This is a genomic window from Flavobacterium potami, assembly GCF_020026915.1.
Taxonomy (GTDB): domain Bacteria; phylum Bacteroidota; class Bacteroidia; order Flavobacteriales; family Flavobacteriaceae; genus Flavobacterium; species Flavobacterium potami.
Map to the genome: position 1 here is coordinate 452,117 of NZ_JAINUY010000003.1, position 14,154 is coordinate 466,270.

General features: G+C 36.2%; 4 protein-coding genes. All 4 read right to left on the reverse strand.

Features of this window, described 5'->3' with window-relative positions:
- Positions 1-590: 590 nt before the first annotated feature.
- The gene (locus K6T82_RS11560) at positions 591-10,475 is read right to left on the reverse strand and encodes a SpvB/TcaC N-terminal domain-containing protein (protein WP_223706024.1); all 9,885 of its coding nucleotides are present in this window, start codon (positions 10,473-10,475) and stop codon (positions 591-593) included.
- Positions 10,476-10,550: 75 nt separating this feature from the next.
- Complete coding sequence (locus K6T82_RS11565; RefSeq protein ID WP_223706025.1) at positions 10,551-12,518, reverse strand: T9SS type A sorting domain-containing protein; 1,968 nt, start codon at positions 12,516-12,518, stop codon at positions 10,551-10,553.
- A 29-nt stretch (positions 12,519-12,547) separates the two neighbouring features.
- On the reverse strand, positions 12,548-13,279 hold the full coding sequence (locus K6T82_RS11570; protein ID WP_223706026.1) for an outer membrane beta-barrel protein: 732 nt from the start codon (positions 13,277-13,279) through the stop codon (positions 12,548-12,550).
- An 11-nt stretch (positions 13,280-13,290) separates the two neighbouring features.
- A complete protein-coding gene (locus tag K6T82_RS11575) occupies positions 13,291-13,992 on the reverse strand; it encodes an outer membrane beta-barrel protein (RefSeq protein WP_223706027.1) in 702 nt (233 codons plus the stop codon).
- Between the last annotated feature and the right edge of the window lie 162 nt (positions 13,993-14,154).

Genomic DNA, 14,154 nt, shown 5'->3' on the forward strand with positions numbered 1-14,154 from the left:
GCATTTAAAATCAAATTTTGCTATACCTATTAATTTATTTTCTTGATAAAAAAACCCGTTAGCGCAGATTTGCAATCTGTGCCCGTAAAGTTGAATAAATGCAACCGCTGAAGATTTCAGGTAAGTACAACAAGACAACATTCTAATAAACAACCTAACAGTTGTCTATTTTAGTATTCAAAACTTATATTATTATATTTTCCTTCAGCAAATTAAAGGTATTTATTAAACACCTAATTTGATACAGTACCAAATATGATAGGAACTTTAAAATATAATTCATATTAACTACATATATCATTATAATATCCCCAAAATAAATAAGTGAACATAACTATGAATAAAATTGAAAAAATCAAAACAGATTTAATGCTTTTTCTTGATTCAGATTTAATCCAAAATTTTAAAAGTAAAATTTGAATAGATATTAATATTATATATTGAATTATCAATGTTTCCATAAAAATATAAAATTGTGTTTTTATCTCATTACAATCAATCTTAGGAGAAGTTCCTATTAATATAATTTGCATTGTAAATGCAATTAACAATAAAAGGCATGTCAAAATTATTATTTTTTTCATATTTATTTAATTTGTTGGGTTTTCTATTGGCCTCTTTGACGAGTTAACTGGATTCATTTTCCCTTTTGGTATGTCCGAGGTAGGAGCCCAAGATGGATGATGATGTTTCATATTTGATGAGCCAATTTCTGTTGAGCCAGGTACATTGTTTCCACCAATAAAATTACTTTCCCAGCCATCAGCTTTCATGAAATAATTCGCATCGCTATTAGGATCAGCTTTAACGTTTTTTGCTTGAAATGCATCCAAATCAAGAGTGAATTCGATTACAACATTTAATCTTTGTTTAACTTTAGATGAATCGAGATAGTTACCATTTTTATCCTTAGCTAAGCCATTATTATACAAATCAATAGCAGCATTTTCATCTTTTACATAATCAACTATAGCTTTTGTCATTCCTCTAGAGTAAGCAGCTCCCATACTTGATGTTACCATCTTTATTGATTCAGTTATATTTCCATTTGAATCACGTTCTAAGGAATTCACTATACTTGCTGCATCTGTTCGTCCTTGCTTATATCCTGAGCTATATCTATTAAGTGGATCCATATTAAAACTAAGTCGCGACATTCCCCCTGTTTTCCCTGTCCTATCTGAGGATCCATCATAAAATCTGGCGTTAAAATCCCCAATAGCTTCTTGGGCTTTAAAAATCCAACTTTCTCCCCAATGTTTTGCTTTCCCTCCATCAGAAGCACCTGTTCCTCTTCCCCACATTCCATTTACAAAAATCACTAATCTACCATCAGGATCTACACTATTAATTGGATTATTCAAGCAATAAGTATAACTTCCTACATTCGGATAATTTTGTGCCAAAGGATCAACATTTAGCCATAAACTCGTTTTCATATCCAAATACCTAGCCCCGTAATAACTCAAATTCGTCTCTCGATCCAATTCCTTACCATTAAACAAGTAAGGGCTAGAAAAGGTAGAACTATGCTCCTCAAACAAAACCTCCCCAAAAGCGATATATTCCACATGCTGTGAAATAGCCCCATTTTTGGCTGTAATATACGAAGTACTTCCCAAATGATCGGGGTGAAAATAAAAAATATCATTTTCTGGCATTCCTGTTCCTGTAAAACCTTCTCCAGATTTTACCGTTTCTGGTTCAACTGGTGGTCCAAATTGTACTGGCGGTCCGGGAACATCGCCAGGCGCATTGAAAATTGGATTTCTTGGCCAGCCTGCAGGCGGTTCTTGATTTTCTTCTACAGGCTTTAATACTTCACTTGGATAAGGATCACCTGTAAATTCAGGCGTTGCGTAAATACCTTGCTGTGTTGGCGTTCCAGGAGGCACTCCTAAACTTTTCACATAGGTATCTAATGCTTTTTGTTGCTCTGCTGTAAGTTTTCCGTAATTAACGCCTCCCGCTGTTAATTTTAAAGGCTGTGCAAAGGCTCCGTTACCCAATTTACTCACAATACGTCCTGCTCCTTCAAAATAATGTTTGGTAAATTTCCCTTTGCTTATTACAAAATAAGGAGAAACATAACCTGTATAATCATCCGTATGAACAATGGTTGCCGCTGTTTCACCATTTATGGCTACATTTTGTGAATCTCCAGAACTTTTAATCACTCGTTCTCCTCCTGCATCGTAAGTATATTGGTGAATTCTTCCACCATCATTTATTCCCATTAAACGGTTTTCTTCGTCCCAAGTCATTTTTCTGAAGTTTTTCTCTTCCGTATAACTGGTTGGGTTTCCGTTGCCATCGTAACTGTATTGTCTTGGTTCTGCTTTGCCTGCCTCCACAATTTTATTTGGCGCATTCGGGTGCAGTTCGTTGTCGTAATTATAGTCTAAAACATAACCTTTCTGTTCGTTGTTTACCATATGCACCAAGTCCTTTTTGGTAATATTGTGCATTTTATTATAGCTCATATTCAACTCGTAATTGGCTTTGGTAAACTCCCCCTGATAAGATGCTTTTGCCGATTTTAAACGGTAGAAATCATCGTATTGGTATTCATGTGAAGAGGTTCCTCCTAATGTGTTGTTTACAATTGGAGCGGTGTTTTTTATGCTCAAAACATTCCCTACCAAATCGTATCCGTACGCATTGTTCATGACTTGTCTAGAACCGCTTTGCACTTGCAACTGCTGCAATCTCCTCATGACAGGATCGTAGGTATAGTTCGTTTCTGTATTATTACCATATTTTAAATACTTGCGCTGTTCAAATTCGTCATAACTCAATTGTTTAATGTAATCGTAGGTATGGCTTTCTTTTTTACCCTGCATACTCTGCAAGTTTCCTGCACGGTTATAGGTGTATTCTACCACTTCTCCATCAGGATAAGTCATTTTTTGGATACGGTTCCAAGTATCGTATTCGTATTGTGAAATATAGGTTTGAATGTCTGTTGGCGTAATACGAAGCGTTCTAATTTCTTTTTCCACCTCTCCTAATTTTCCATAGAAAAACTCCTGACCACCGCTAGCATCCTGTACAAACCATAATCTGCCACGTCGAGAGGGTGTTCCATCTGCTTTTCCGTAATTATACTGTACGTTATTCTGCGGGTTTTTAGGATATTTGATACTCTCCAAACGGTTGTAATTGTATACGTATTGTATAGCGCCGCCATTAGGAACTGTATTTTTAATATCTTGTGTAATACGAGTGGTCAAATTACCTGCCAAATCATATTCCATTTTCGTTGTTCCAGCATCTGGATGCGTAAACTCAATGCGTCTTCCGAGCCAGTCGTAACTGCTTTGGGTAACGTGATCCATGGCATCGGTAACTTTGATCATTTCGCCTAATGCATTGGTATCAAACTTCGTTGTCAAATCGTTTTGCATACTGGCTACATTTTGCCCTGTAGCATCCGTATACGTCGTATTGGTTTTGTTTAATGCATCGGTTTGTGTGGTTTTTAATACTGGAAGACCATCATAACTTTCTAAAGTGAAAACAGTAGTATTGGTACTTCCGTCTGGCAAGGTTACTTTTATTGGGCGATTTACCTCATCATAGTCTGTTTTAGTTGGCGTTACAGTCGAAACTGCCGTACTGAAATTATTGTCTAAAGTCGTAGTTGTGGTTGGGTAATAACTGGTTATGGCTCTACCTAAACCATCATAAATTACTTTCCCAGAGATGATGTGCGCTTCTTGATCGGCGCTTCCTGCTTGTGTAAACAAACTCGCCGTTTTCTTAACCTGCAAAGCTCTTCCTAATCCGTCTGTATATGTATATGTTTCAATATCTTTGTCTAATTCGGGATCGTAATTTCTCGTTTTAGCATACGGCACTTTGGCTTCTGGGAAATACTCGTACGCAATAGTATACGGTTTACCCGAAGCAATTTCATAAGGCGCAAGAATTGTCGCAATACGGCCTTTTGCATCTAAAGTGTAATCTGTACTTTGATCGTTACGATCTGTTGTTTTAATTGGCACTCCAAAACGGTAATTGTATTCCATTTTGTTTTGATAACCAAAAGCATCTTTAATCTCTGTCATGTACTGATGATTTTCGGCATCATATACATATTCTAAAGTCATTCGCTGGTCTTTGTGGTTGGCAGGACCTGTAATTTTCTGCAAGTTTCCGTAGGTATCGTATGCAATATCGGTAATCGCAATTTTATCTGCTGACGCATAATTTCTTATCTGCGTAACTTCGGCAGTTGTTGTATTGATTGTTGTCGCTCTTTTTCGACGGAGACCATCTGTTGTAAATACTTCCAATTGTTTTGGAATTCCGCCATAATACGGAGTTGTACTTTCGTAATAACTAATTTTAGCAGTTACTTTATCTGCTGCAGAACCGTTTCCTAAATCTTCGTATTGAATGATATTTCCGTTCGCATCGTAGGTATTAAAAGTATTGGTTTCTAGATAATCACTTCCGCCTTCATATACTTTCTGGTTGGCATGAATTAATCCAACGAAAATACGTTTGGCATCGCAAGAAGGTAAATTCAATTCTGAAACCGGAACACTCGCCTGTGTTGCCACATCGATAAAACTATATTCGTTTTCAGATTCCTGACGCATTTTTCCGTTTTTATCTAAAGTATAACTGTGTTTCAAAAGATTTTTACGGAAATAATCCTGATTATAGAATTCCTGAACCGTAGTCATAAAAACGGAATTGTCTGCCGCATCAATCTGTTCCTGAATTACTTTTCCGAAACCGTAAAATTCTCTCTCGCGACGATCGTGGTAACCGTCTTCGTATCTGAATTTAGCAATCGAATGATCGATACCGTCGCCAGTATGTCCGTCAAAAACATCAACCGATTGTAAAACCCATTTTGCAGAAGGATTTTCGTAGCTTGGTTTTAGCAATTCATAATCTACAGTATAACTGTTTCCAGCGCCATTTGTAACGCTTTTCAGTTTATTAGTTCTTTTGATGTTTGACAATTGCGCTGTTAATTGACCGTCGTCTTTAGAAACTACATAATCTAAATTTCCATCGCCATCAATATCCATAAAAGTACCTTCAGAACGGTTTGTACTCCACCCTTTGCTTCCTCCTATAGTTGGTGTAATACGCAATAACCAAATTGTAATATCAATTGAAACATTGGCATTTAGTCCGTAACTCACCCCTTTGTTCTGGTTCATTTCTGGAAATCTCGGATATACCACTGGTGTATCAAACGCGTTTCCTAAGTTCAAAGAAACCAACATTGTTCCGCCTTCATATCTAATCTTATCTGCCAGTCCGTCGCCATTAATATCCATAAAAGACTCATCACTATCAGACTGAGATCTCGCATAATTGGCACCTCCAGAAATAGATCCCTGCTTAATGCTGTATCCCAAACCAGCACTCCAATCTGTAGAATTACCTTTGTTTATACTCGCTAAATTCCATTTTTCTGCTGGCAAAAAGCCGTAACCTGTATTTAAAAATACATCTCCAGATTCTGTTATTTTATCTGGAAGTCCATCTCCGTTAATATCACTATGAATCAACACAGAACGGTCTTCTCCTTTACCTTGTGAAGCATTTACAGAAATGCTGTTTCCTCCTTTTTCAGCTTCTTTTGAAGTGGTTTCTTTAGCCGAATCTTTCTTCACACTTGCTTTACCTATGGTAACGCTAAAAGAATTGGATGGCGAACCATGACTGTAGCTTCCACCAAAATTAGGTCCCTCAGAACTTGTTTTAGAATGGCTGAAATTATCTCCAATGTTTACGATTTGATCTGAAACTTTCCCCACAGGAGCTGTCAACTGCACATTTCCTCCACGAATATAATCTGGGAAACGGTCTCCATTAAAATCACTCATGGTCTGGGTCATATACGAATCTCCATCTATAGACTTGCTATATCCCAAATTTGCTGAACCTCCTGCAGAAACTCCCGCAGAAATACTTTTACTTTTGCTTTCGCTAATCATATCCAAGGCAGAAGTGCTTCCTCCTTGCAAATTAGGAAGTGAAAAATCAGTATAATCGGCAATATCGTCTTCTCCTAATCTAGATGTTCCGATGGTTTGCCCTTTAATGTAAATGCCTTCTTCAAGACCTTCCCATTTGTATTTGGTATAAGACGGATTCAACGATACAAAATAATTATTGGCAACTTCATAGCCTTTTCCGTCATAATTTTCGGGATCCGTATTGTTTAAATCGGGTTCAGAATTATAAGCATCTGACTGTTTTAAAAGCGTCTGATCTATCGTATTAGAAGCTAAATTTCCGTTGATCACAAATCCGCCCCATTGACGATGGTACAGACCGTAAATTCTTTCTTCAGCACTCAGAAGTCTATAGATAGCAAAATCATCAGTTGTCGCATTCCAAACAACATCATCTGTCAAATCGGCTACGTCTTTTAAATCGGTAACCTGAACTTGCACATTTAAGGCATTTGCTTTTGGATAATTATTAATAATGGTAATAGACTGCGCATTAGAAACGGTCATTTCCAATTGAATTGGCATTCCCATAACCGCATCAGGATATGTTACAGCATTATCAAAAGCATCTATAACCGCGACCATGGTTCCTGCTGTAATTCTGTAACGATTACGTGCCAATAATACATTGTTTTGTTTTGCCGAAATAATCACATCTCCATTGTAATCATTAATATTTCCGGGATATTGGAAAGGTGTCGCCAATACTAAATCCTGTGGCAATATACTCAGTTTTACTTTTCCACTTACTGTTGCTGTTACTCCTGGAATATTGTAATTTCCTTGTCGTTTATTGTATAAAGTATGTGAAACTTCCATCGGAACTTCTTCTGCAACACCGCCTGGATAAGCTGGCACCGTAACAGTTGGAGCAAAAGAAATAGTTTGCCAATTGATGTTCGTTTCGGTTTGAAGCGCCAAACTAATCTGCGTTTCGGCTTCAAATGAAGGAAGGTTTACTGACGCCAAATTAAATGATGCTACTTCATTAGCTAAAAAAGTCCTTTCAAAAACAACTACAGCTGGATTGGTCTGATCCAAATAGGTTTTTGTAATAACGAGTTTAACATGATCTGAAGTTACAGGTTTGTTTAAAATTCCTTTTAATACAACGTTTCCAGCAGCAACAATTGTTTTTCCTGCCTGCGAACTGCTGAAAAAATCGGTATTGGCATTGTAAGAAGCCAAAGAATACCCATTCACATCTTTTAAAGTTGCAGGAACTGCAACATCACTTTCTGTTACACTACCGTTAAGGCCTCGATCAAAATGTTTAATTTGCGAATAAGTTACAACGGGATTCCAGTTTACGGCATCAAAATTTCCATCTTTTACAGAACTTACTCTAAAGTATAGTCGTTGTCCCTTTTCTACTTCAATACCAGTATTTTGTTTGGTTTTTACAGCATAATCTTTTGCACCGATTGCCTCATTCCAAAGTAATTGATTTCCTTTTTGAAAGTATAAATGAACACCGTCTGCTTTATCATTTCCTGCATTATTTACATATTCTGCACGCGCTTTTATGCATTCTGGAGTTGTCTCTTCAATAAGCTGATACTCGTGCGAAACAGATACAATACCTTTTACAGGCGCTTCCCACATACGCACCACATCGTGAAGCGGATTCTGCTTTTCAATTTCTTCTGCAGAAATCGTAGTAAAACCTGGAATTGTAATATCTCCTCCTCCAAAAACTGGTGAAGGCGTTCCTGTACTATTGTTTTTAAAGGTCGGAATTCCATTTTCCAATCGGTTGTAATATACTTGTCCGTTTCGAACAAAATCTACTAAACCGTCTCCGTTAAAATCCATAAAATACGCTTTGGTCTTATTGGTTGATCTTTGTTCATCATAACCAATATTTCCATATTTCAGATTTAAATCGACACCCCAATTGAAAGAAGTTGATTTTGAAAATCCAACGTCGCTAATATTAATTTCTTGCAGTTCGCCAAAGCCTAATTGCCCAGAACCTGCTAAATTTTTTCGGTAATAAACGCCATTTTTGTTTTTGAAAACTTTATCTGGCAATCCGTCGCCATCTAAATCTTCCAGAGATGCAGCAGTATCAGAAGTTCCCCAGCTATTTCCTCCGTGACCTCCAACCGTAAATCCTTTCAGACTTCCTGCATTTGTTGCTAAACCAATTCCAAGACGATAGCTAACACCATTTGTTGATCCTTCAGAACTGCTTACCAAAGAGTGCTTTCCAGAAAATAATAGATCACTGAAAGCCGGAATAGAACTGTTTTTCAAATTATCATTTGGCACGCTCCAAACCTGCTCTGGTCCAAACGGACTGTATTTTCCTGATGCATCACGAATGTCATCAAAATAGTCTAATTTATTGGTATAAAAGAGTTTTGACTCCGAATCGTATTCTGAAATCGATTCTAATAAAGTCTTTTTAAATGCACCTTGTTTGTACTGCAATTCATAACTACGAATCATATCGTTTTTGTAACGCACTTCGATTTTACGCAACAATTGATTGTTTAATTGCTTGAATCCTAAACGTGCTGAAACTTGTACATCTAGACGATTGGCTTCTCCTAAATCGCTATTTTTTATAAAAGTGATATTGTAATTTCCTTTTTGAGAACCAGAACCTGTATAATAGACTTTTTTAAGATACAATTCTCCGTCACGCTTGTCATATTCGTATTCTACAGTATTTCCTTTTAAATCGATTTGAAGACAAAGCACCCATTGACCGATATTTCCGTTTGCATCTTGTAGAATTCCGTTTGTTGAAAGTCCAGAATCTGTTCCTCCATAATAACTCGTTACACCGCTTTTGTCTTTTACAACCCAATAATAATTTTTAGGAGACGATCCTTTACGAATAATCTGCTGAAAAGCGCCTTCTCTTCTTGGAAAAAATTGCTTGTCAGAAGTTCTGCCAATCCATTCGACTCTATGCGAATTCGGAATTAGCGCTTCTCCCGCAATACTATAACTTTCTGTTTCATTGTTTGCATCGTATCTCGGCGCTCCCCAACGAGTTTCAATATTGACAGAAGGCGCAGAAAGATCCCAACCTGTTCCTGCCCAGCTGTGTCCGCCATCACTGTCATACTGCAAGGTAAACGATGGCTGCATTCCTCCTCTTCCACTCGGAATGGCGATAGAAAATCCTGTGCTTGCTGTTCCTCTTCCGTTTGCTGAAGGTGGAGCTATGGATTGAATTCCAACTAACGGACTCGCCGCTTTTAAATCTTTTATGCTGGTTGGCGTGTAACCTGAAGTTTCTGGCGATTCAGGCATTTTTATAATTCCAGCAATAAAATCGGTAAAATGAGTTGTTTTGGCTTTAATTATACCTTGTTTGATGTCTAAAGAATCTTTGGAAACTTCCTGCCAAAGACGCTTGTTTTCATCAAAATAAAATACATTAATATCTTTTTCGGTATAACCTTCTGGGATTGCTTTTTTGTTAAAAGGCAACGAAAGCGTAACTGCTTTATCGAAAATGGTTCCGTGAGGCAATAATCTAAATCCTGCGTTTCCATCGGTAACATTGACCATTGCTGCGTTTAAAGGCGCAATATCAATTTTTCTTAGTCCGCTTACCGAAACAGTTATGTTCTTTTTTAAGGCTCCTTCTGGAAAAGAAGCGTTAAAGTCTTTGTATGCTAATGCATTTGCGGTTTCAAAATTGATGGTTTTAAAAACGCGTTCTTTGGCATTTTCAATAGATCTATAACTTTCTGCTTTTAAAAACTTACTTAATTCTATTTTTTCGTTTGAAGTAACACCACTTACCGTTTCTTTGATTACTGAAATTGATTTTCCGATATTTTCTGCATCCAAAACCAATTCAAATTCAGGTTGATTAACATCGATACTAATTCCAGCAATGGTCATTTTTTTAACTTTTGAAGGAAAATTAGTTCCTTTGATGTACAATTTATTTGCTGCTTTTAGAAGTGTAAGCTCTGCCGTTTCGAAAGTCTTTTTATATACAATTCGTACATTTTTAATTTTATACGAATTGGAGATTCCTTCTGGTGCTGTAAATAATAAAACATTATCTCCTGATCTTAAAGATTTCTCAGATAATAACTCTGACTGTTTCGTCCAAGCTTTATTTTCTGATACAAACTGACCTCCAATACTGGGTTGATTGTTTAAACTTCTTGAAATAGAAGCTGCCTGATCGTAACCATAAAGCTCGTATTCTAGATAGACATTTTCGTCTGAAGTTGGAAGTTCATCAATTTTAAGATGAAAAACGTTGTCATACGCATCGTCTATATCATCAGCATTCTGAACACCGATAACACCTTCTTTTATATCTGCCGTAAATAATTTGGTTGTTTTACTTTCAGGATCTTCAATAGTCAACTGACCACTTTTAGAATCGGCAATTTCTTTTTCTTCCTTATTTTCATTGAAAAAAGAAGGCAATCTGTATTCGCTAAAATTAGCGGCGAACAAAAAAGTACCTATTAAGAACAGTAATAATATCGTTTTATTTTTCATAAAGCACAATAATCGATTGGGGGTCGGTTTATAGTATATTTTAGTATCCGAAAGAAGAAAAACTTCTGCGGTGTATTATTTCACAATAACTTTAAAAGTTTTAGTGCCAAAATCTGATGTTATTTTTACCAGATACATGCCCGAAGCTCCTTTTATTTGGTCTTCGTGCAAATAGGTTTCAACTTGGCTGTATTTCTTTTCTTTTAAAAGCGAACCTGTCACAGCGTAAATTCCGATTGTGGCGTCGGTCTTTTTAGGAAACTGCATCGCGATAGCAAATTTTCCGTCTACTGTTGGGTTTGGATATAAAATCAAGACGCTTGAATCTGTAATTTCTTTTCCGTCTGTAGTTATGGCAATTTTCTTAGACGTTTTACATTCCTGCGCATTCAGTAATCGAAGCTCATAATTACCCGCCTGATCCACTAATATTTTCGGATTGTCATCAATAAAATTTCCTTCATAAAACCATTGATATTCGTAGTTTCCAGCAGGAAGATCTTTACTTGCGTCCAAAAGCAATGCATTTCCATCAGTAAGTAAATATTCTGATTTCAAATTAGGAAAAGTGCCTTCTTTATCGGCCACAAAAACGGTTTCAGAGTATAAATTTCCTTTTCCGTCTTTTACAATATAATCATACGTTCCCGATGCCAATTTTACTCCAGAATTGCTTTTTGCGGCCTGACTCCATTGTTTTACAACCGTTTCGCTACCTTCTTTTTTTACTGTAACAGTAAATGGCGCTTCTCCTCCTTCAATAGTATAATTTAATTCTCCTGAGCTTGCTACACCGCAAACTGCATCAGTAATCCAAACTCTACTGAACATTTGAGGTGCCACTTTCAAAGTAAATTTGGCTGTTCCTGATTTGTGTTTATTCCAATCAAAATCTTTTAAAGATAATTTCTCTGAACTTGAAGTGCTTCCTAATCGAATGTATTCAGAATCTGCTTCGTCATAAGTTCCTTTTCCAGAATAATCTACCAAAAGCCAGTAATAGGTATCTTTTGGCAAAGTTCCTTTTATGAATGCTGGATTGAAATTCCAATCTAAACTTAAATCTGACGGATTTGCAAAATCCAATTGCCATTCTCTAGAAACACCAATTGGCTCACCTTGCTTTTGTTTTTTAACTAGTAGATTTTTTCCGTTATCGCTCCAAAAAGCAAAATAATTATTCGGAATTGCATTCGATTTGCTTTTTAGTTCAAACGACATCAATCCTTCATCGATCATATTATTACTTTTAGTTTGCAATAATCCGCTGGCATCGTCGCGCCCAACTGCAGTAATCGATGAGGTATATCCTTTGTGCTTCTCTGCATTCCAAATGGTTTCGCCTAAACTGTTGACGTAATTTTTATTGTCAAATTGAGAAAGAGATATTCCGTATTTAATAGCTAAATAACTGGCTGCTTTTTGAGTTTCTATCCCAGATAAAACACGGTTGTAAATTAAGATTTCGCTAATACTTCCTTTAAATTCCTCTGGTGGAAGCTTTTCATTTTTAGATTTTTGTCCAATAGTCAACGAAGATAGCTTTGCGATACTGTCTGTAACATTCTGCTGAAAAAAGTGAATATTAGCTTTATGAGGTTTGATTTTTTCCTGGTACGACTGATAAGAATATTTGTTTAAATCGACCAGACGTTTGTTTGTAGCTGCTGAAATTATTTTCTGCGGATCATTTATAGTCCATAAAAACTGTTCTTTCAAACTGTCTTTTACTTTATAAACCATAAATAAGGTCTGGCGTCTTTTGCTCTCTAAACCTAAAGGCACAATAAGAGAATCCTGAGTAGTGTCAAAAACAATACTCGGATTAAAATTAAAATCAGCACCTCCATGCCTTTTGGCCGATACCTTTGCTTCTTTATTATTTATAAGAGTTTCCCAATAGTAATTATCGCCCGCATTTCTGGATTTGATCCAAAAATAAGGCTCAGAAACTGCTCCAGGAAGTATCTTTTGCTGCGAAAAACCCAAATTTACAGCACAGATTACCACTGCATTTACCAGTAAAAAAATCCTTTTATTCATAATTTAAACTGATTTAAAAATGATGTTTTCTAGAAATTCCCTAAATCATCAAAGTCGAAAGAATAACCAATAATGAGCGAAATGCTGTTGATTTTATTTTTGTTTTCGCTGTAGCGATGTCCATTTTCTTCGGTTCTTAATGCATCTGTTAGGCCTATAGTATATCGTGCTCCAACAGAAAGATTATTGCTAAACTCATAACCAGCAGAAAGCATTCCGTAGAAATAGTTTTTCCCTGACAGCGATTCTTTCAAAACCTTCTGAACATTGGCATCAGGTTCAAAATAAACACCTGAATCTGCAAATATTTCCTGTGCATTCGAAGTATATTTTATATTATCAGAAGCAATATTAAATCCGACATAAGGTCCAATACCTAGATAGAATCCTTCAGCTGGATAAAATTTAAATTGAGCCCCAAGATTAACATAACTGTAGCCAAAAGTCATTTTATATTTCAGTCCCTTTTCGTCTTCGTAATTCAGATCAGTTCCTTGTCCAGAATAAGAAACCTCGGTCTGAATAGCCACTTTTGCATAAGGATATTTCCAATTGATAAAAAACCCTCCAGTTCCTCCAAACTTTCCTTCTTCTTTTAAAGTATACCCCTCGTAAATACCTTTAGGCACTATCACATCTGGAAGATTCGACATTTTCGAATAAATACCTCCGCCAAATAGACCATAAGTAATTTCACGATCGCCTTGAGCAAATAAAGATTTTGTGCTTACTAATACTAGAAGCAAAATAATTTTTTTCATTTTTTAATAAATTACCATTGATGAAAACTATAGCCTAACGAGAAACTAAACACACTGCTTTTGTTTTGGTTTTCGATAAACTGAAAAGAAGATGCATTACTTTTAATCATGTCTTTTACGCCCAAATAATAGCGAAAATCAAAGTGAATGCTTTTATGAAGTTCATAACCTAATGCAAAACATAACGAAAAATCGTCGCCACCGTCTAAACCGTCAATATAAAACTGTCTGGTTGCCACATCGTACATTCCGCCGGCTTCGTTAGACGTATAAGTCACGTCATTGGGCGACAGATTGATTCCGTAAAAAGCACCAACCCCGAAGTTTAGCCCTTCGTAAGGATACACTTTGTACAAAGCTCCAATCTGTAAAAAAGAATAATTAAGACCAAGTTCAAATTCTTTTCCAACTGCATCGTGATAGGTAATGGTTTCTCCCATTTGTCTGAATAAAATTTCAGGCTGAATGGCAACACGCGTATCATAAAGCTTGCAGTTCAAAAAGAAACCACCTTCTAGTCCGAATTTCCCTTTGCTTTCCATTACGCTGTTATCAAAGGTATTGTCTCTTCCTTTGATACTTTCTGGAATATTGCTAATCGTTGAGTGCAATCCACCAAGTTTTAACCCGTAGGTTATATTACTTTCATGCTGAGCGTAAATTGAGGCATTAAAAAAACAACAAAATATTATTAAGTGTAATATTACTTTCATTCACAAATTTTTTTGCGAATATATGTATTAATTTTAGTTTTAAAAATGAGATAATCGACAAAGTGATTAAAATTATCGACGATATACCTGATTTCAGGTATTTTTAAATTTATGGATTAAATCTATTTTTATTGTAATTGATAAATCAAAGAGCTGTATTTT

Coding starts and splice junctions, on each gene's coding strand:
- K6T82_RS11560 (WP_223706024.1), bottom strand. CDS start 10,475: ATGAAAAATAAAACGATATTATTACTGTTCTTAATAGGTACTTTTTTG.
- K6T82_RS11565 (WP_223706025.1), bottom strand. CDS start 12,518: ATGAATAAAAGGATTTTTTTACTGGTAAATGCAGTGGTAATCTGTGCT.
- K6T82_RS11570 (WP_223706026.1), bottom strand. CDS start 13,279: ATGAAAAAAATTATTTTGCTTCTAGTATTAGTAAGCACAAAATCTTTA.
- K6T82_RS11575 (WP_223706027.1), bottom strand. CDS start 13,992: ATGAAAGTAATATTACACTTAATAATATTTTGTTGTTTTTTTAATGCC.